This window comes from Pseudomonas sp. NPDC087185 (assembly GCF_044744955.1).
Classification (GTDB): Bacteria; Pseudomonadota; Gammaproteobacteria; order Pseudomonadales; family Pseudomonadaceae; genus Aquipseudomonas.
Genome location: NZ_JBIUZK010000011.1, coordinates 80,072 through 100,929, shown reverse-complemented (window position 1 = coordinate 100,929; position 20,858 = coordinate 80,072). Strand labels below are relative to the sequence as shown.

14 protein-coding genes are annotated in these 20,858 nt (G+C 64.3%); 5 read left to right on the top strand and 9 right to left on the bottom strand.

Annotation, left to right across the window (positions count from 1 at the left end; translation table 11 throughout):
• The first annotated feature begins 19 nt into the window (after positions 1-19).
• From ACIPIJ_RS27615 to ACIPIJ_RS27595, 5 genes are read left to right on the top strand one after another with little or no spacing between them, the layout of a single operon-like run.
• Positions 20-1,849, top strand: a complete 1,830-nt coding sequence (locus ACIPIJ_RS27615; protein WP_401083092.1) for an extracellular solute-binding protein — start codon at positions 20-22, stop codon at positions 1,847-1,849.
• A complete protein-coding gene (locus tag ACIPIJ_RS27610) occupies positions 1,846-3,681 on the top strand; it encodes an extracellular solute-binding protein (protein WP_401083089.1) in 1,836 nt (611 codons plus the stop codon). The genes ACIPIJ_RS27615 and ACIPIJ_RS27610 overlap by 4 nt, the downstream gene beginning before the upstream one ends.
• 1 nt (position 3,682) lies before the next feature.
• Positions 3,683-4,756, top strand: a complete 1,074-nt coding sequence (locus ACIPIJ_RS27605; protein ID WP_401083086.1) for a microcin C ABC transporter permease YejB — start codon at positions 3,683-3,685, stop codon at positions 4,754-4,756.
• A gap of 1 nt (position 4,757) precedes the next feature.
• Positions 4,758-5,777, top strand: coding sequence for an ABC transporter permease (locus tag ACIPIJ_RS27600; RefSeq protein WP_401083083.1), 1,020 nt, complete (start codon positions 4,758-4,760; stop codon positions 5,775-5,777).
• A 1-nt stretch (position 5,778) separates the two neighbouring features.
• Complete coding sequence (locus ACIPIJ_RS27595; protein WP_401083080.1) at positions 5,779-7,398, top strand: ABC transporter ATP-binding protein; 1,620 nt, start codon at positions 5,779-5,781, stop codon at positions 7,396-7,398.
• A gap of 143 nt (positions 7,399-7,541) precedes the next feature.
• Here ACIPIJ_RS27595 and ACIPIJ_RS27590 read toward each other — a convergent pair whose 3' ends face one another.
• From ACIPIJ_RS27590 to ACIPIJ_RS27550, 9 genes are all read right to left on the bottom strand, one after another.
• The gene (locus tag ACIPIJ_RS27590; protein WP_401083077.1) at positions 7,542-9,734 is read right to left on the bottom strand and encodes a TonB-dependent receptor; all 2,193 of its coding nucleotides are present in this window, start codon (positions 9,732-9,734) and stop codon (positions 7,542-7,544) included.
• Positions 9,735-9,952: 218 nt separating this feature from the next.
• The gene (locus tag ACIPIJ_RS27585) at positions 9,953-11,305 is read right to left on the bottom strand and encodes a spinster family MFS transporter (RefSeq protein WP_401083074.1); all 1,353 of its coding nucleotides are present in this window, start codon (positions 11,303-11,305) and stop codon (positions 9,953-9,955) included.
• Positions 11,306-11,755: 450 nt separating this feature from the next.
• Complete coding sequence (locus tag ACIPIJ_RS27580; RefSeq protein WP_401083071.1) at positions 11,756-12,454, bottom strand: response regulator; 699 nt, start codon at positions 12,452-12,454, stop codon at positions 11,756-11,758.
• Entirely contained in the window at positions 12,451-15,105 is a 2,655-nt protein-coding gene (locus ACIPIJ_RS27575) for a DUF4118 domain-containing protein (RefSeq protein WP_401083068.1), read from the bottom strand. Before ACIPIJ_RS27575 ends, ACIPIJ_RS27580 begins: the two co-directional genes overlap by 4 nt.
• A gap of 97 nt (positions 15,106-15,202) precedes the next feature.
• The gene (gene kdpC, locus ACIPIJ_RS27570) at positions 15,203-15,754 is read right to left on the bottom strand and encodes a potassium-transporting ATPase subunit KdpC (RefSeq protein WP_401083066.1); all 552 of its coding nucleotides are present in this window, start codon (positions 15,752-15,754) and stop codon (positions 15,203-15,205) included.
• Positions 15,755-15,764: 10 nt separating this feature from the next.
• Positions 15,765-17,819, bottom strand: a complete 2,055-nt coding sequence (gene kdpB / locus ACIPIJ_RS27565) for a potassium-transporting ATPase subunit KdpB (protein ID WP_401083063.1) — start codon at positions 17,817-17,819, stop codon at positions 15,765-15,767.
• A gap of 9 nt (positions 17,820-17,828) precedes the next feature.
• The gene (gene kdpA / locus ACIPIJ_RS27560) at positions 17,829-19,523 is read right to left on the bottom strand and encodes a potassium-transporting ATPase subunit KdpA (RefSeq protein ID WP_401083060.1); all 1,695 of its coding nucleotides are present in this window, start codon (positions 19,521-19,523) and stop codon (positions 17,829-17,831) included.
• Between the two features lie 9 nt (positions 19,524-19,532).
• Positions 19,533-19,622 carry a K(+)-transporting ATPase subunit F gene (gene kdpF / locus ACIPIJ_RS27555; RefSeq protein ID WP_033743702.1) on the bottom strand — a complete coding sequence of 30 codons (90 nt, stop codon included), beginning with the start codon at positions 19,620-19,622 and terminating at the stop codon, positions 19,533-19,535.
• Between the two features lie 181 nt (positions 19,623-19,803).
• The gene (locus tag ACIPIJ_RS27550) at positions 19,804-20,856 is read right to left on the bottom strand and encodes an AI-2E family transporter (RefSeq protein WP_401083056.1); all 1,053 of its coding nucleotides are present in this window, start codon (positions 20,854-20,856) and stop codon (positions 19,804-19,806) included.
• Positions 20,857-20,858: the final 2 nt, after the last annotated feature.

Genomic DNA, 20,858 nt, shown 5'->3' with positions numbered 1-20,858 from the left:
CTCTGGATCGGATGCCGACTTGATACGTCCCCTCCTGCTGTCACTCAGCCTGGCCTTGAGCTTTCCCGCAGCCGCGATGGTGAGCGAAAGCCACGGATACGCGCAGTTCGGCACGCTCAAGTACCCAGCCACATTCACCCACTTCGACTGGGTCAACCCGCAAGCGCCCAAGGGCGGCACCTTGCGGGCCATGGCATTCGGCACCTTCGACACGCTCAACCCCTATACTTTCAAGGGCTCCAGCCCGGTCACCACGCCGAATTTCCTGCAGTACGGCATCAGCGAACTGAATGAAACGCTGATGGTCGGCACTGGCCAGTACGACCCCTCCGGCGACGAACCCACCTCCAGCTACGGCCTGATCGCGCGTTCGGTGGAGTACAGCGAGGACCGCAGCTGGGTGGTGTTCAACCTGCGCCCGGAAGCGCACTGGCACGATGGCCAGCCGATCACCTCGGCAGACGTGGCCTTCTCGTACCGCACCCTGCTCAAGGAAGGCCACCCGATCTACCGCACCAACCTGCAGGAAGTGCAGCGCGTCGACATCCTCGGCCCGCAGCGTATCCGCTTCGTCTTCAAGCGCGCCGGCAACCCGCTGCTGATCCTGCGCCTGGGTGAAATGCCGGTACTGCCCAAGCACTACTGGCAAGGCCGCGACTTCCAGGCCACCACCTTCGAGCCGCCGCTGGGGAGCGGCCCCTATCGCATCACCCAGGTGCAGCCTGGCCGGCGGCTGGTGTTCGAGCGCGTGAAGAACTACTGGGGCAAGGACCTGGCGGTAAACCGCGGCAAGTACAACTTCAACCGCGTTGATTATGAGTTCTACCGCGATGCCACGGTGGCCTTCGAAGCCTTCAAGGCCGGCGAGTTCGACATCTATATCGAGCACCAGGCGAAGAACTGGGCCAACGGTTACAACTTCCCAGCGGTGCGCCGTGGCGAAGTGATCAAGGCGCAGATCCCGCACCGCATCCCGACCCAGACCCAGGGCTTGTTCATGAACAGCCGCCGGGCCACCTTCAGTGACGCCCGGGTGCGCCAGGCGCTGGGCTTGATGCTCGATTTCGAGTGGACCAACCGGGCGCTGTTCAGCAGCGCCTACCGCCGCTCGACCAGTTATTACCCCAACAGCGAGTTCGCAGCCTCGGGCTTGCCCACGGGCAAGGAATGGCTGCTGCTGGCGCCGTTCCGCGATCAGCTACCCGAAAAGCTGTTCACCCAGCCCTACCAGGTCAGCCACACCGATGGCCGTGGCGTCAGCCGCCAGACCTTGCGCCAAGCCCTGGGCCTGCTCGGCCAGGCCGGCTGGAAGCTCGACGGCCAGCGCCTGGTGGACAAGAAAGGTCAGCAGCTGCGCATGGAACTGTTGCTGGTGAACCCCAACCTCGAACGCATCCTGCAACCTTATGTCGAAAACCTGGCCAGCATCGGCATCGACGCCCATTTGCGCACCGTCGACCGCGCCCAGTACAAACAACGCCTGGACCAGTTCGATTTCGACATGATCCTGATGACCCTCAACCAGACCTTGAGCCCCGGCCTCGAACAGTGGCTGTACTTCCACTCCAGCCAGGCCACGACCAAGGGCAGCAAGAACTATGCTGGGGTCAAGGACCCGGTGGTCGACCACCTGCTCGACACCTTGCTCGCCGCGCGAACCCGCGACGACCAGGTCGCCGCCGCCCGCGCCCTGGACCGGGTGCTTTCATGGCAGTACTACATGATCCCCAACTGGTATCTCGACAATCACCGCCTGGCCTACCGCAACCGGTTCGGCTTCGTCACCACGCCGCCCTATACCCTCGGGCTGAACACCTGGTGGCTCAAGACTTCGGAGAAAGCCCAATGATGCCAAGCAACCGCCTGCGCCAGCTGGCCGGCAGCCTGCTGCTCGCCTGCCTGAGCCTGCCGGCCCTGGCCGCCCCGCAACACGCGCTGACCCTCTACGATGAAGCGCCGAAATACCCGGCCAACTTCAAGCACTTCGACTACGTGAACCCCGATGCGCCTAAAGGGGGCACCTTCCGCCAGTCCAGCTTTGGTGGCTTCGACAGCCTCAACCCTTTCATCAACAAGGGGGTCGCCGCCGAAAACGTCAGCGCCATCTACGACACCCTGATGCGCCAGAGCCTGGACGAGCCGTTCACCGAGTACGGCCTGGTGGCCGGCAAGATCGAGAAGGCCCCGGACAACAGCTGGGTGCGCTTCTACCTGCGCCCCGAGGCGCGCTTCCACGACGGCCACCCGATGCGCGCCGAGGACGTGGTGTTCACCTTCAACGCCCTGATCAAGGATGGCGCGCCGTTGTACCGCCAGTACTACGGCGACGTGGCCGAAGTAGTCGCCGAAGACCCGCTGCGCGTCCTGTTCAGGTTCAAGCACCAGAACAACCGCGAGCTGCCGCTGATCCTCGGCCAGCTGCCCGTGCTGCCCAAGCACTGGTATCAAGGCCGCGACTTCAACCGTGGCAACCTGGAGATTCCGCTGGGCAGCGGCCCGTACAAGATCGCCGAGGTCAAGGCCGGCCGCTCGATCCGTTACGAGCGGGTCAAGGACTACTGGGCCAAGGACCTGCCGATCAACCGGGGCCAGTTCAACTTCGACGCCATGACCTTCGACTCCTACCGCGACAACACCGTCGCCCTGGAAGCGCTCAAGGCCGGGCAGTACGACTACGGGCTGGAGATCAGCGCAAAAAACTGGGCCACCGCCTACAACGTACCTGCAGTGCGCGACGGCCGCCTGATCAAGGAAGAATTGCCCAACGGCAACCCCACCGGCATGCAGGGTTTCGTCTTCAACCTGCGCAAACCGGTCTTCCAGGACATCCGCGTGCGCCAGGCGCTGAGCCTGCTGCTGGACTTCGAGTGGACCAACAAGCAACTGTTCAACGGCGCCTATACCCGCACCGGCAGCTACTTCGAAAACTCCGAGATGGCCGCCAAGGGCCTGCCCTCCCCTGACGAGTTGAAGATCCTCGAACCGCTGCGCGGCAAGGTACCCGAGCAGGTCTTCAGCGAGGCCTTCCACAACCCGGTCACCGACGGCAGCGGCATGATCCGCGAGCAGCAACGCCAGGCTTACAAATTGCTGCAGGAAGCCGGCTGGAAGATCGTCAACGACAAGATGGTCGACAAGGACGGCAAGCCCGTATCCATCGAATTTCTGCTTGCCCAGACCGAATTCGAGCGCATCCTGCTGCCGTTCAAGCGCAACCTGGCCGACCTGGGCATCGAGCTGAATATCCGCCGCGTCGACGTATCGCAATACATCACCCGCCTGCGTTCACGCGACTTCGACCTGATCGTCGGTGGCTACCCGCAATCCAACTCGCCCGGCAACGAGCAGCGCGAGTTCTGGTCCAGCGCCGCTGCAGACAACCCTGGCAGCCGCAACTTCATCGGCCTGCGCGACCCGGCCATCGATCAACTGGTCGAGCAACTGATCAACGCCGACTCGCGCCAGAGCCTGATCAACCACAGCCGCGCCCTCGACCGCGTGCTGCTGTGGGGCTACTACGTGATCCCCAACTGGCACATCAAGACCTGGCGCGTGGCCTACTGGAACCACATCGGTCACCCCAAGGTTTCACCCAAGTACGACGTCGGCATCGACACCTGGTGGATCAAACCAGGCGTCACGCCCGCCGTGACCGAAGCACCCGTGGAAGAGGCCAACTGACATGCTGGCCTACATCCTGCGCCGTCTGCTGCTGATCATCCCGACCCTGTTCGGCATCCTGGTCATCAACTTCATCATCGTCCAGGCCGCCCCCGGCGGCCCGGTCGAGCAGATGATCGCCAAGCTCGAAGGCTTCGAGGCCGCCACCAGCCGCATTGCCGGTGGCGGCGCCGAGGTGTCCGTGGCCGGCTCCAACTACCGCGGTGCCCAGGGCTTGGACCCGGCCCTGATCGCCGAGATCGAGCGCATGTACGGCTTCGACAAGTCACCGCCCGAGCGGCTGTGGATCATGGTCAAGAACTACGCCCAGCTGGACTTCGGCGACAGCTTCTTCCGCGACGCCAAGGTCATTGACCTGATTGCCGAGAAGATGCCGGTGTCGATATCGCTGGGGCTGTGGAGCACGCTGATCATGTACCTGGTGTCGATCCCGTTAGGGATAGCCAAAGCGGTGCGCCACGGCAGCCACTTCGATGTGTGGACCAGCTCGGCGATCATCGTCGGCTACGCCATCCCCGCGTTCCTGTTCGCCATCCTGCTGATCGTATTGTTCGCCGGCGGCAGCTACTTCGACTGGTTCCCACTGCGCGGGCTGACCTCGAACAACTTTGACGAGCTGTCCACCACCGGCAAGGTGCTCGACTACTTCTGGCACCTGGTGCTGCCGATCACCGCGTTGGTGATCGGCAACTTCGCCACCATGACCCTGCTGACCAAGAACAGCTTCCTCGACGAGATCAACAAGCAGTACGTGGTCACTGCCAAAGCCAAGGGCCTGAGCCGCCCGCGGGTGCTGTACGGCCACGTGTTCCGTAATGCCATGCTGCTGGTGATCGCCGGCTTCCCCTCGGCGTTCATCGGCATCTTCTTCACCGGCTCCCTGCTGATCGAGGTGATCTTTTCCCTCGACGGGCTGGGCCTGATGAGCTTCGAGGCGGCAATCAACCGCGATTATCCGGTGGTGTTCGGCACCCTGTTCATCTTCACCCTGCTGGGGTTGGTGGTGAAACTGATCGGCGACCTCACTTACACCCTGGTCGATCCGCGCATCGACTTCGCCAGCCGGGAGCACTGACATGGCTTTGTCCCCTCTCAACCGCCGGCGCTTCGAGCGCTTCAAGGCCAACCGCCGGGGCTGGTGGTCGCTGTGGCTGTTCCTGATCCTGTTCGGCCTGAGCCTGGGTGCCGAGCTGATCGCCAACGACAAACCCATTGCCGTGCGCTACGACGGCGAGTGGTATTTCCCGGCGTTCAAGCGCTACCCGGAGACCACTTTCGGTGGCGAATTCCCGCTGGAAGCCAACTACAAGAGCCCATACATCCGCGAGCTATTGGCCAACAAGGACAGCTTCGTGCTGTGGGCACCGATCCCGTTCAGCTACCAGAGCATCAATTACGACCTGCGGGTGCCCGCACCCGCCCCGCCCTCGGCGGACAACCTGCTGGGCACCGACGACCAAGGCCGCGACGTGCTGGCGCGGGTGATCTACGGCTTCCGCATTTCGGTGCTGTTCGCGCTCACCTTGACCATCCTCAGTTCCATCGTCGGCGTCATCGCCGGTGCGCTGCAAGGCTTCTACGGCGGCTGGGTCGACCTGGTCGGCCAGCGCTTCCTGGAGATCTGGTCGGGCCTGCCGGTGTTGTACCTGCTGATCATCCTTGCCAGCTTCGTGCAACCCAATTTCTGGTGGCTGCTGGGCATCATGCTGCTGTTCTCCTGGATGAGCCTGGTGGACGTGGTGCGCGCCGAGTTCCTGCGTGGGCGCAACCTCGAATATGTGCGCGCCGCCCGCGCCTTAGGGATGCGTAACGGCGCGATCATGTACCGGCATATCCTGCCCAACGCGATGATCTCGACCATGACCTTCATGCCGTTCATCCTCACCGGCGCCATCGGCACCCTCACCGCCCTCGACTTCCTCGGCTTCGGCCTGCCACCCGGCGCGCCGTCGCTGGGCGAGCTGGTCGCCCAGGGCAAGTCCAACCTGCAGGCGCCGTGGCTGGGCATCAGCGCCTTCGCCGTGCTGGCAATCATGTTGAGCCTGCTGGTGTTCATCGGCGAATCCGCCCGCGATGCCTTCGACCCGAGGAAGTGAAATGAGCGAACAGAACCTGATCGAAGTGCGCGACCTGGCGGTGGAGTTCGTTACCGGCGACCAAGTCAACCGGGTGGTCGATGGCATCAGCTTCGATATCCGCAAGGGCGAGACCCTGGCGTTGGTCGGCGAGAGTGGTTCGGGCAAGTCGGTCACCGCCCACTCGATCCTGCGCTTGCTGCCCTACCCGTTGGCGCGCCACCCCAGCGGCACCATCGGCTATGAAGGCAAGGACCTGCTGCAGCAAGGCGAGAAGGCCATGCAACGCATTCGCGGCAACCGGATTGCGATGATCTTCCAGGAGCCGATGACCTCGCTGAACCCGCTGCATTGCATCGAAAAACAGATCAACGAGATCTTGCTGATACACAAAGGCCTGACCGGCAAGGCGGCCACGGCGCGCACGCTGGAGTTGCTGGAACTGGTCGGCATCCCGGAGCCGCGCAAGCGCCTGAAGGCACTGCCACACGAACTGTCCGGCGGGCAGCGGCAGCGGGTGATGATTGCCATGGCACTGGCCAACGAGCCGGAGCTGTTGATTGCCGATGAACCCACCACGGCACTCGACGTGACCGTACAGCTGAAGATTCTGGACCTGCTCAAGGCGCTGCAAGCGCGCTTGGGCATGGCACTGTTGCTGATCAGCCACGACCTCAATCTGGTGCGGCGGATTGCGCACCGCGTCTGCGTAATGCAGCGCGGCAAGATTGTCGAAGAGGCGGATTGCGCCACCCTGTTCAGCGCACCGCAGCACCACTACACGCAGATGCTGATCAATGCCGAGCCCAGTGGCGGCCCCGCGCATAACCCGGTGGGGGCACCGTTGCTGGAGGTGAATGACCTCAAGGTGTGGTTCCCGATCAAGAAGGGGTTGCTGCGGCGCACGGTTGACCATGTGAAGGCCGTGGACGGCATCAATTTCAGCCTGCCGCAGGGGCAGACACTGGGGATCGTCGGTGAATCCGGCTCGGGCAAGTCGACGCTTGGCTTGGCGATCTTGCGCTTGATTTCGAGCCAGGGTGGCATCCGCTTCCACGGGCAATCACTCGAAGGCCTGAATCAGAAGGAAGTGCGACCGCTTCGGCGGGAAATGCAGGTGGTGTTCCAGGACCCGTTTGGCAGCCTGAGCCCGCGCATGTGTGTGGCGGATATCGTCGGCGAGGGGTTACGGATTCACAAGATCGGTACCGCCGAGGAGCAGGAAGCGGCGATTGTTGCAGCCCTGGAGGAAGTGGGGCTGGACCCGCGCACGCGGCACCGCTACCCCCATGAGTTCTCTGGCGGGCAGCGGCAGCGGATTGCGATTGCTCGGGCACTGGTGTTGAAACCGGCGTTGATTCTGCTGGATGAGCCCACCTCGGCCCTGGACCGGACCGTGCAGCGGCAGGTGGTGGAGCTGCTGCGCAATTTGCAGCAGAAGTACAACCTGACGTATCTGTTCATCAGCCATGACCTGGCGGTAGTCAAAGCGCTGAGTCATCAGCTGATGGTTATCAAGCATGGGCATGTGGTGGAACAAGGGGATGCCCAGTCGATATTCCATGCGCCGCAGCATGCCTATACGCAGCAGTTGCTGGAGGCGGCGTTTCTAGAACCTGAAGCTGGAAAAAATCAGATCTAAGCCTTTTCTTGTGGTCCAGCCGGCGTTGATCTGGAGGCAGATGCCGGCAGAGCCGCGCACCAATTACTCTCCAATGTGCGTTGCCTGGGTGGTGACGCTTCGAGCATCACCACACCCAATGCCATTATGGGCAACGTTGCCATTTAGAAATCAATCGTGCCCGAGAACTTCACCAACCGTGGGTCACCTTGGGTCATGTAGCCGCCGTTGGCCGAGGCCCAGTAGTTCTTGTCGGTGAGGTTTTCCACGTTCACCCGCAGGGTCAGGTCTTTTTCGGCGACCTTCAGCGTGTACCGAGCACCGGCGTCGAAGCGGTTCCAGGTTGGCAGGCTGAGGTTGTTGGCGGCGTCGACATACTGGCCGCCAGTGCGCAGCATCCGAGCGTTGAGCGCCAGGCCCGGCACGCCGGGTACATCCCAATCCACGCTGGCGTTCAGCTGGAAGGTCGGTACACCGATGGCGTGGTTGCCGTCGTTGGCACCGTTCAAGGTCTTCTTCTGTTCCGACGTCATGCGGGTACCGCCGGCCATCAGGCGCAGGCCTTCGATCGGCTCGCCAAACACGCTCAGTTCCACACCTTTGTTGACTTGTTCGCCATCGCGGATATACGCATTTCCCAGTGTGTAGCCGTCCGAGGGTTTTTCAATACGGAATACCGCAAGGTTTGCACCATAGGTCTGCTTGTCGAGCTTGATGCCCGCCTCGAGTTGCTTAGTGCGACCGGGCGGGAACATCTGGCCTGCGTTGACGGTATTAGCCGGCGCGGTTGGGCCCTGGGCCAAGCCTTCAATACGGTTTGCGTACAACGAAATGCTGTCGGTAGCCTTGAACACGATGCCGTAGACCGGCGTGGTGACGCTTTTCTCATAGGGGTCGCCATTGCGGCTGCCGTCTTTCGAGGGGTTGGTAGCGCTATTGGGGGTCGTGCCATCGTAGAAGTAATTTTCCACTCGCAACTGCTGGCGACGCACGCCGTACGTCACCAAGAGGCGGTCGTCGAACATGCCGACCGTATCGGAGATGGCAATGCTGCGGTTGCGGGTCTTGCCAGTCACACCAGGGTCGCCCATCTCGCCACCGGTAATGCTGACATCGGTGGGCTTTGGCAGTGCCACGTGATCGTAGATATTGGTGTTGCCGGCGGTGGAACGGTAGAAGGTGTAGGCGTTTTTCTGTTGCGTCCACATGCTGGTGGCGCCCACGGCGATTTGGTGACTGAACGGGCCGGTCTGTAGGCGGCCGTTCAGGCCGGTGCTGAAACTGGTGTTGTCTTCGCCGTGGACGATGTCGGAGCCTGCGATGGTCGCAGTGCCACTGTTACCCACCAGCACCGGGGTGCCATAGGTGCCATGCTCGCGCGTGTGTCGAGCGCCGCCAGCCAGGTAGGCCGTCCAGCTTTCACTCAGGTCCCATTCGCCACGGACCATGCCGAAGGTATCTTCCGACTCGCTGTAGCTCCAATCCTGACCGTAATTGTGGCTGGCATCTGGCGCGGTGGGCACCTTGGTGGCGCTGCCTGGGCGCACGGAGTTGCGCAAGTGATTGATGCGCTGCTTCTGGTAGCCGATGTCGGTGGAGACGCGCAAGCCGTCGCCGCGGTAGTCGAGGCCGGCAATGAACAGCTTGGTGCGCTGGTCCTGATCGTCAACGGCGGTTTCACCTTCGCGCTGGCTGAGGTTCACCCGTGCGCCGAAGCGGTTGTCTTCGCCGAAACGCTGGCCGATATCCAGGTGCTCGCCAATGCGCCCGTCAGAGCTGATGTCTTGAGTGTAACGGCGTGTCGGGGTGTCGCCGGCACGCTTGGGCTGCAGGTTGACGTTGCCGCCCAGGCCGGTGCCGGTCGGGCTCACACCGTTGAGGAATGCATTCGGGCCCTTGAACACCTCGACACGCTCCACCCCGTCGGTGGACATGATCTGGCGTGGCAGAATCCCGTACAGGCCGTTGAACGAAATATCGTCCCCGGCCAACGGCAGGCCACGGATCACGAAGACCTTGGACTGGTTGCCGAAGCCGAACGACTCACGCACCGAAGGGTCGTTGGCCAGCACATCGCCGATGTCCTCGGCCTGCTGGTCCTCGATCACCTTGGCGGTGTAGCTGGTCATGCTGAACGGAACATCCATGTTGTCCTGGTTGCCCAGCACCCCCATCTGCCCGCCACGGGCCACCTGGCCACCGGCGAAGGCCTCGGGCAGTGCGTTGGGGTTAGGCTCGACCGCATCGGCATTAACATCGGTGGCGTCGAGCTGGATCGGTTCGGCCGCTTGCGCCATCAGGGTTACGGAACAGCAGAGCGCCAGCAGGGCTGGGCGTGATGGGAAGCGGGAGGCCATTGAATAAGTCCTGACAGGAAAGGGGCTAAGCGCGGGGTGCAAATGTTAATGCTTCCCATATCCATACATCAACCTGCAACAAGGCTGAATGCCATCTACGGGACAAGCGGCGTGCTTGAGCCCTCGCAGACGCAGGACACTAATGATCGGGTTATCGCAGGTATTGAATCGATGTGCTCTGTTGGGGAACTGTTCCCCAACAGACCGCAGCCAGGCCCTCAGGCTTCGGCGACTTGGCCCACCTCCTCTTCGCTGTCAGCCAGCATCCCCTCGCGCATCCGCTGCGCATCGCGGCTGAAGCACCGCGACGCGGCCAGCAGAAACACCATGGTCAGCATCAATGCCACGGGGATCAGGTACATCGCGTCATGCAGCCCTTCGGCCTTGAACGCTTCGCTCATCACCACCTCCCCCGCAGCAATCATGGCCGCAACCGCAAAGTGGTCCGACAGCCCACCGACCACCACTGGCCCCAAGCCGCCGCCGAGCAGGTACAGCCCGGCGAAGTACAGCGCCATCGCCGTGGCCCGCAGGCGGGGCTGCACCACGTCCTGAATAGCGGTGTACACGCAGGTGTAGAAGTTGTACGAGAACAACCAGCCCACACCGAACACGGCGACGAACAGGCCCAGCTCGATGCGCCCGGCGTGCAGCGCCCAGGCGGTGGCCAACGTGGCCGCCAGCATGCTCAGCACGGCGAACATCAGCCGGCCGCTGGCGAAGCGCTGGTGCACCTTGTCGGCCACCCAGCCGCCGAGGGTCAGGCCCACCAGGCCGGTGAGGCCGACGATCATCCCGGTGGCCACTGCGGCCTGCTGCAGTGGCAACTCGAAGTAGCGCTGCAGCATCGGTACCATGAACGAGTTGCAAGCATACGAGGCGAAATTGAACGTCAGGCCGGCCAGTACCAGCCAGGCGAAGGTGGGCACACTCAGTACACGGCGCAGGGGGCGGTCCACCGGTGCCTGGGAAATGGCTACTGCCTCTGCCGCGCCGCGTGCGGGTTCGCGAATCATGAACAGGAACAGCGCCAGCAGCACGCCGGGCACGGCGGCGATGAAGAACGGCGCGCGCCAGCTGCCGAAAGCCTGCACCATGGCACCGATGGTGAAAAACGCCAGCAACAGGCCCAGCGGCAGGCCGAGCATGAAGATGCCCATCGCCCGGGCCCGTCGCTCGGCCGGGAACAGGTCGCCGATCAGCGAATTGGCGGCGGGCGCATAGCTGGCCTCACCAATGCCCACGCCCATGCGCACCAGCAGGAAGCTCCAGAAGCTGCCGACCATGCCGTTGACTGCGGTCAGCCCGCTCCACGCCATCAAGCCCCAGCCCATCAGCCGGCTGCGTGAACCGGTGTCGGCCAGGCGCGCCAGCGGCAGGCCGGCGATGGCGTAGACCAAGGTGAAGGCGGTGCCGATCAGGCCGATCTGAAAGTCACTCAGGTGCCACTCCAGGCGGATCGGCTCGATGATGATGGCGGGGATGGTACGGTCGAAGAAGTTGAACAGGTTGGCCAGGAACAGCAGAAACAGGATGCGCCAGGCGTTGTTCGCTTGGGTGGCGGTCGGCATCGTTTGGTCCCTCGTTATTGTTGTTCGGGGCTTCCAGCACGCCACACGAATCTAGAGGGGGATCGAGGATACGTCTGCCAACATTGACCGCGCTGATATCGGGCGATGGGGGAGATGACAGCGGCTTTACCGGTGGTCGCGGGCACGGGCCGCTCCCACAGGTTCTTGCTTGCAGGCGTTAAAGCCATGGGGCAGGCTGCCGCGAGGCGGTTGTGCTTGGCGGGCAGCCATTGTGCGATGGCCCACACCCCCTCAAACAGCAGCACCGCCCAGATCAGCGCGGAGGCACCGTGGGCCAATGCATACAGTTGCCAGGACGCGAACAACGTTCCCAGCCTTTTTGGCACTGGCTGCAATGGCGATGGGTCACCGTCCTGGGTGCGGCAAGCAGTTCATAGTGGATGGATCGACACAGGCAGCTGCCTTGGCAGACGTTCGTCAGGATGTTCGTCATCCTTGAATGGGTGCCACCAGCCTGTACCCTACCCCGGCCTCGGTGATTATGAACCGAGGCGCCGTCGGGTCATCCCCCAGCTTCTGCCGCAAGTGCCCCACCACAATCCGCAGGTAATGGGTGTCCTCCACATGCGTTGGCCCCCAGATATCCTTGAGCAACTGCTGCTGGGTGATCACCCGCCCCGGGTGCCCGGCCAGCTGCGCCAGCAGCGCGTACTCCTTGCGGGTCAGCGGCACCTCCACGCCATCCAGGGTTACCTTGCGAAAGGCAAAGTCCACGGTCAACGGCCCAAAACTCGCCTTCACCTCACTGCCGCCGGCCTGCGGCACCTGGCGCAACAGCGCACGTACGCGGGCCAGGAATTCCTGGATGCCGAACGGTTTGGTCACATAGTCATTGGCCCCACCATCCAGCGCATCCACCTTCTGCACTTCGCTTGCGCGTACCGACAGCACCATCACCGGCACCGCGCTCCACTCACGTAGGTCGCGCAGCACCTGCTGGCCGTCCATATCGGGCAGGCCCAGGTCGAGCACCACTAGGTCGGGTTTGGCCAATGCTGCCTGGGCCAGCCCTTCACCCCCAGTGGCGGCTTCTATCACCTTGTAGCCCTGGGAGGTCAGGCTGATGCGAAGGAACTTGCGGATCTGCGGTTCGTCATCGATGACCAACAGGGTGGCGGACTGGCTCATGGGGCTTCGCTTTCGGCTTCGGGTTGTTCGGGCAGCGGCAAGCATAGTGTGATGCAGGTGCCGTGGCCATCGATGCCTTCGCTGACCAGGATCTGCCCGCCATGGGCGCCGATCATGCCCTGGCAGATCGCCAGGCCCAGGCCGGTGCCCTGCCCGCCACGGTCACCGCGGGCAGCGGTGTAGAACATGTCGAAGATCTTCTCGCGCTCGGCCACGGGGATGCCGGGGCCCTGGTCGCTGACGGCGAAACGCAGTTGTTCGTCGTGCACCGAGACCTGCAGCTCCAGGCGGCCCTGGGCCGGAGAAAAGCGCGCCGCGTTTTCCACGACGTTGACCAATGCCTGTTCGATCAACGCCGCATGCACGAACAGCAATGGCAGCTCGGCGGGCACGTCGGTGTGCACGCGCAGCGGCGCCAGTACCACGCGCAGACGGTTGAGGGCGCTGCCGACGATATCGCCGGGCGCGACCCAGTCGCGGGCCAGTTTGAGCCCGCCGTGGCCAAGACGGGTCATGTCCAGCAAGTTCTGGATATAACGGTCGAGGCGTTCGGCCTCGTTGCGGGTGCCCTCCAGCAGTTCGCGGCGGTCTTCGACAGGTATGGCTTCGCCCAGTGCCAGCAGGCTGTCGATGCTGCCGCGCATGGCGGTCAGCGGGGTGCGCAGGTCGTGGGAGACCGAGGCCAGCAAGGCGCTGCGCAGTTGCTCGGTCTCGCCATGCAGACGGGCGGCTTCCAACTGTTCTGCCAGCCGGGCGCGGGCCAGGGCCTGGGCCAGGGGTTGGCCGAGGGCCATGAGCAGGCGACGGCGTTGGGCGCTGAGCGGGTCACCGGAGCGCGGGCGCACGCCAAGCAGGGCCAACGGGTGGTCATCGACCGCCAGCGGCCACCACCACCAGCGGCCATTGGGCAAGGTGTCACTGCCATGGCCGGCGGCCTGGCCGTGTTGCCAGGCCCATTCGGCGGCGGCACGCTCGTTGTCGCTCAGGCCATGGCCCTCGCCGCTGGCCAGGTGCAGCAGGCCTTCGGGGTTGCGCTCGAGCAAACAGACTTGCACGTCCTGCCAGCCGTCAAGGTGCTGGCCAGCAGCGTTGAATACCGCCTGGCGGTCGGCGGCGACGGTCAGCCGCCGCGACAGGTCGAGCAACTGGTTGGTCTGTGCCTGGGTTTCGCGCAGGGCCTGCAACTGGCGGCGCTGGCGGGCGGCCAGGTTGCCGGTGAGCGCCGCCATCAGCAAGAAGAACACCAGGGTCAGCACGTCTTCTTCGCGCTGGATGCTGAAGGAGAAGTTGGGTGGGATGAACAGAAAATCGTAGCTCAGAAACGACAATGCGGCGCAGGCGAGCGCCGGCCCCAGGCTGCTGCGCACCGCCACCAGCAGCACGGCGGCGAGGAACACCAGGGAGATGTTGGGCAGCGCCAGCACGCTGGACACGGCCCAGGACAACCCGGCTGCCAACAGGGTCGCGACCAGTGCCAGCAGGTAGTGACGCCATACCCATACCCGCTGCACGGCGGCGCTCGCCGGGGCGGGCTGAGCATCGCGGTCGAGCACGTTGATTTCCAAGCCGTGGTTCTCGCGCAGCAGCCGCGCCGCCACGCCAGCACCGAAGACGCGACGGCGCAGGCGATCACGCGATTGCCCTACCAGCACCAGGCTGGCACGGCGCTCGCCGGCATGCTGGATCAGTGTGCGCGCTACCTCTCCGGCGCGCAGCAGCACCACTTCCCCGCCCAGGCGCTCGGCCAGTTGCTGTGCAGCCTGCAGGCGCTGGCGTGCAGTTTCGTCCCGCAATCGGCCGTTATCGACGTGCACCAGGCTCCAGGGCAGGTGCCGACGCTGCGCGACCCGGCTGGCATGACGCACCAGGCGTTCGGCCTGATCGTCGCCATCCACGCCTACCAGCAGGCGCCCGCGCAGGGCCGGCGCTTCCTGCCCGCGCTGGCGGTAACCGTGGGCCAGGTCGGCATCGACCTGGGCGGCGGCAGTCTGCATCGCCAGCTCGCGCAGCGCGGTCAGGTTGGTCTGGGAAAAATAAGCATCGATCGCCGCCCGCGCCTGCTCGGGCACGTACACCTTGCCTTCGCGCAGGCGTTCGAGCAGTTCACGCGGTGGCAGGTCGATCAGCACCAGCTCGAAGGCTTCCTGCAACACCCAGTCCGGCAGGGTTTCGCGCACCTGCACGCCAGTGATGTCGCGGACCTTGTCGTTGAGGCTTTCCAGGTGCTGGACGTTGACCGTGGTGTAGACGTCGATGCCGGCGGCGAGCAGTTCCTGCACGTCTTGCCAGCGCTTGGCGTGGCGGCTGCCGGGGGCGTTGGTGTGGGCCAGTTCGTCGACCAGGGCCAGACTGGGGGCGGCCTTGAGCAGGCCGTCGAGGTCCATTTCTTCAAGGGTGACGCCACGGTACTCGCTGCGCAGCAAGGGTTGCTGGTGCAAGCCGCCGAGCAGTGACTCGGTTTCGGCGCGACCGTGGGTTTCGACGATGCCGGCCAGGATGTGCACGCCTTGGCGTTGCTGGGCGTGGGCAGCCTGGAGCATGGCATAGGTCTTGCCTACGCCCGGGGCGGCGCCGAGGAATACCTTGAGCCTACCACGGCCTTCGCGCGGGAGGTTGGCCAACAGCGCGTCTGCGCGGGCTGCGTCACTCATGTTTCATCCTTCAAAATTGCAGCGATCAGCGAAAATCGGGCCTGCGTTGCAGGGGTTCGCGGGTAAACCCGCGAAGGGCCGCAAAGCGGCCCCACGCTCAACGTCCCAGTTTGTCCAAGGCCTGGTTCAGCGCCAGCACATTAACCACAGGTGGGCCGATCAATGGGTGGAGGGTGGCCTCTTCGAGCAAGGCTTGCAAGCGCTCGGCCGGCACCTTGCGCGCTGCCGCAACCCTAGGAATCTGATAGGCCACAGCCTGCGGCGGCAAATGCGGGTCAAGGCCACTGCCGGAAGTGGTCAGCAAGGCCTGCGGCACCGGCCCCTGCTCAGCCTGGTACAGCTTCGCCGCATCAGCCCCCACCCGCTCGGCCAACGCCGGGTTGCTCGGCGCCAGGTTGCTGGCACCGCTGGCCACGGTGGCGTAAGCCCCCGCCGAAGGCCGCGAATGGAACCAGCCATCACCCTGGAAATCCTGGGCAATCAGCGCCGAGCCGCGCACCTGGCCCTGCTCATCGCGCACCAGGCTGCCATTGGCCTGTTCAGGGAATGCCACCTGGGCAATACCCGTCACCGCCAGTGGATACAGCGCACCGGTGACCGCGGTCATCAACAGGATCAGGCTCAGCGCAGGGCGTACATAAGTATTCATGGTGGCCTCCTCAGACCAGGTGCAGGGCGTTGAGCATCAGGTCGATCAACTTGATACCGGCGAACGGCACGATGATGCCGCCCAGGCCGTAGATCAGCAGGTTGCGCCGCAACAGGTGGGCAGCACTGGCCGCCTGCACGCGCACGCCGCGCAGTGCCAGCGGGATCAGCACGATGATGATCAGCGCGTTGAACACGATCGCCGAAAGGATCGCGCTCTGCGGGCTGGCCAGGTGCATCAGGTTGAGCACGCCCAGCTGTGGGTAGATGGCGGCGAACAGCGCCGGCAGGATGGCGAAGTATTTGGCCACGTCGTTGGCGATGGAAAAGGTGGTCAGCGCGCCACGGGTTACCAGCAGTTCCTTGCCCACCTGAACCACATCCAGCAGCTTGGTGGGGTCGCTGTCCAGGTCGACCATGTTGGCCGCCTCGCGCGCGGCCTGAGTACCGTCGTTCATCGCCATGCCCACGTCGGCCTGGGCCAGCGCCGGAGCATCGTTGGCACCGTCGCCGCACATGGCCACCAGGCGGCCGTCGTTCTGCTCCTGGCGGATACGCGCCAGCTTCTTCTCCGGCGTGGCTTCGGCCAGCACGTCATCCACACCGGCCTCGGCGGCGATGGCAGCAGCGGTCAACGGGTTGTCGCCAGTCACCATCACCGTGCGGATGCCCAGCTTGCGCAGTTCGGCAAAACGCTCGCGGATGCCAGGCTTGACCACATCCTTGAGGTGGATCACGCCGAGCAGGCGCTTGTCCACGCACACCAGCAGCGGCGTCCCCCCGCTCTGGGCGATGCGCTCGACTTCACGGGCCAGCGCGGCCGGCATTTCCAGGCGTTGCATGCCGACGAAGGCCAGTACTGCGTCGACTGCACCTTTACGGTAGCGATGCTGCTGCAGATCGATGCCCGACAGGCGTGTCTCGGCACTGAAAGCAATGGCTTCAAACTGACCGGCCGCAGGTTCAACGAAGTCGTGCAACTGGCGCAGGTATTCGACGATCGACTTGCCTTCGGCAGTGTCGTCGGCCAGTGAAGCGAGCAAGGCGCCCTCGCCCAGTTCCTTGGCGGTCACCCCCGTGGCCGCATGCAGGGCACTGCAGCGGCGGTTGCCGAAGGTGATGGTGCCGGTCTTGTCGAGCATCAGCGTGTGCACGTCACCCGCCGCTTCCACCGCGCGGCCAGAGCGGGCGATCACGTTCAGGCGCACCAGGCGGTCCATGCCGGCAATGCCGATGGCCGAGAGCAGGCCACCGATGGTGGTCGGGATCAACGTCACCAGCAATGCCGCGAGGAAGATCAGCGGCAGGCTGCCACCGACGAAGTGGGCAAACGGCTGCAGTGTGACGACCACGACCAGGAAGATCAGGGTCAGGCCGATCAGCAGGATATCCAGGGCGATCTCGTTGGGGGTCTTCTGCCGCTTGGCCCCTTCGACCAAGGCGATCATGCGGTCCAGGGTCGATTCGCCGGGGTTGCTGGTGATGCGGATCAGCAGCCAGTCGGAGACCAGCCGGGTATTGCCGGTAACGGCAGAGCGATCACCACCGGACTCGCGGATCACCGGCGCGGACTCACCGGTGATGGCCGCTTCGTTGACCGCGGCGATGCCTTCCAGCACTTCGCCGTCACCCGGGATCATCTCGCCGGCCACGACCCGCACCACATCGTCTTTACGCAGCTGGGTTGCAGTGACGGTTTCGAACGTACCGTCGCTTTTGCGGCGCTCAGCTGTCAGGCCTTGGCTGCCGGCCTTGAGGCTGTCGGCGCGAGCCTTGCCGCGGCCTTCGGCCAGCGCTTCGGCGAAGTTGGCGAACAACACGGTAAACCACAGCCACAGCGCGATCTGTACGGCGACGCCCGTACTGACACCACTGCCGGGCGCGAAGCACAGCACCGTGGTCAACACCGCCGTCAGGGCGACCACCAGCATCACCGGCGAGCGCTTGAGCTGGCGCGGGTCGAGCTTGACGAATGCTTGCACCAGCGCCGGGCGCCACAGCGCGGCGATGCGGGTCTGGTCCTTGGCACTGCGCGGGGCGTTCACTTCAGGAATGGGCATATTCATGATCGGTCCTCAGAAACCCAGGCTCAGGTGTTCGGCGATTGGCCCGAGGGCCAGGGTCGGCAGGAAGGTCAGGCCGCCAACCAGCAGGATGGTCACCAGCAACAGGCCGGTGAACAGCGGGCCATGGGTGGGGAAGCTGTTCAGCCCCTGCGGCGCGCTTTTCTTCGCTGCCAGGCTGCCAGCCAATGCCAGGATCGGCAGGATGTAGCCGAAGCGCCCGATCAGCATGGCAAGGCCGATCATCACGTTATGGAACACCGTGTTGGCGCCGAAACCGGCGAACGCCGAACCGTTGTTGGCGGTACCGGAGGTATAGGCGTACAGCAGCTGGCTGAAGCCATGCGCGCCCGGGTTGCTGACCGCACCCGCCGGGCCGGGCAGGCTGGCGGCGATGGCGCCGAGCACCAGCACGCCAACCGGCATCACCAGCAAGGTTGCCACCAACAGTTGCACTTCCCGCGCCTGTAGCTTCTTGCCTAGGTATTCCGGCGTGCGGCCAATCATCAAACCCGCCAGGAACACCGCAATCAGCACGAACAGCAGCATGCCGTAGAGCCCTGCGCCAACACCGCCGAAAATCACTTCGCCGACCATCATGTTGACCATCGCGACCATGCCGGTCAGCGGGTTGAGGCTGTCGTGCATGGCGTTGACCGAGCCGTTGGACGCTGCAGTGGTAGTCACCGTCCACAGCACCGAACCGGTGGTGCCGAAGCGGCTCTCCTTGCCCTCCATCGGCGCGCTCTGCTGAACCTGGGCACTGTCCATGGCCGGGTTGGGCTGGTGCTCCGACCACAGCGCGGTGGCGCCGCCGATGAGGAACAGGCCAAGCATGCAGGCCAGGATCGCGCGGCTCTGGCGCAAGTCCTTGACGTAGTGCCCGAAGGTGAACACCAGCGCAACCGGGATCAGGATGATCGAAGCCACCTCGAACAGGTTGCTCCAGGCCGTGGGGTTCTCGAACGGGTGCGCCGAGTTGACGCCGAAGAAGCCACCCCCGTTGGTGCCCAGCTGCTTGATCGCGATCTGGCTGGCGGCAGGGCCTAGCGGGATGGTCTGGTCAGCGCCTTGCAAGGTCACGCCGTGGGCGTAGTCGGCGAAGGTCTGCGGCACGCCCTGCCACACCAGCAGCAGCGCCAGCAGCAGGCACAACGGCAGCAGGCCGTAGAGCGTGGCGCGGGTCATGTCGACCCAGAAGTTGCCAAGGTTGCTGGTAGAGCGCCGGGCGATGCCGCGGCACAGCGCGACCAGCACGGCCAGGCCGGTGGCGGCGCTGACGAAGTTCTGCACGGTCAGGCCGAGCATCTGGCTCAGGTAGCTGACCGAGGCTTCACCGCTGTAGGCCTGCCAGTTGGTGTTGGTGACGAAGCTCACTGCCGTGTTGAAGGCCAGCGACCATTCCTGGCCGGGCAAGTGTTGCGGGTTGAGCGGCAAGTAGCCTTGCAGCAGGAGTACGCCGAACAGCAGCAGGAAGCCGGCCAGGTTGAAGGCCAGCAGGGCCAGGGTGTACTGCTTCCAGGTTTGCTCCTGTTCGGCGCGCACACCGGCCAGCCGGTAGCAGCCCTGCTCCACCGGGCCGAGCAGCGGCGTCAGCCAGGTGCGCTGGCCCTCCATCACCGTGTAGTAAAACCGCCCGAGCCAGGGTGCCGGTAGCAGCACGATGGCGAAAAACGCCAGCAGCAACGCGTAATCGTAACTGTGCATGGCCGCTCCCTAGCTGCGATCGGCGCGCAGCAGCGCCACCAGCAGGTAAATCGCCAATGCCACTGCCAAAAGCAGTGACAGCCCGTCGAGCATGTACATGTGTGGATCTCCCCTGAGTGCGGCTTGGGCCGCTTTGGGGAAATTGTCCGAGGGAGGGGCGTAAAGGGGCGAGATCGAGGGGTAGGGCTGGTGATAAAGAATGCGTAAAGATCAGCCTTTTTGTGCTGGTCGAGCGGGCCCATTCGTGGGGCTAGCCCGCTCCCACGGGGCCTGCGTGGAATTAAGCCTGCGGCGTCTGCTGACCGGCGTTGCGGCTCCAGTCCAGCAGCAGGCTGTACCCCACCGCCAGCAAGGTCGGGCCGATGAACAGGCCGATGAAGCCAAAGGCGATCAACCCACCGAACACGCCGAGCAGCACGATCACCAGCGGCAGGTTGCCGCCCCGGCTGATCAGGTACGGCTTGAGCACGTTGTCCACGCCACTGATGACGAAGGTGCCCCAGATACCCAGGAACACCGCCATGCCGTACTCACCTTTCCACACCAGCCAGCCAGTGGCGGGAATCCACGCCAACGGCGGCCCCATCGGGATCAGGCTGAGCATGAAGGTCACCAGGCCCAGCACGATGGCCCCGGGCACGCCGGCAATCAAAAAACCGATGAGGGCCAGCAGTGCCTGGGCAGCTGCGGTACCGATCACCCCGTTGACCACCCGTTGCACGGTGCCGGCCACCAGATCCAGGTAATACTCGGCGCGCTCGCCCACCAGGCGGTTGAGCAAGCGCAGGACGAATGCCGACAGACGCGGGCCGTCGCGATAGAAGAAGAACACGAAGATAAGGCTCAGAGTCAGCTCCAGCACCCCACTGCCGATCTGCGCGCTGCGCGCCAGCAGCCAATTGCCGACCTGGCCGAAATAAGGCTTGGCCGAGGCAATTAGCGCGGCCCCCTGCTGGTCGAGCGATTGCCACCCTCGCACCAAGCGCTCACCCACGAAGGGAATGCCACCCAGCCAATCCGGCGCATCGGGCAGGCCGTCCACCTGCACATCACGCACGAACGCCGTGGCGTCGCGGATATGGTCGGCTAGGTTGAACCCCAGCCACACCAGCGGCAAGGCCACGATGAGGATCCAGGCCGTGGTCAGCAGGCTCGCGGCCAGCGTTTCTCGCCCACCCAGCGCACGCGTCAGCAGGCGCATCAGCGGCCAGCTGGCGAAGGCCAGGATTGCCCCCCACAACAGCGCCGAAATGAATGGCGCCATCACCCACAGGGCAGCGCCGAGCAAGGCCAGCAGGGTAATCTGGATCAGCAGGCGATCATTGTTGGCCATGG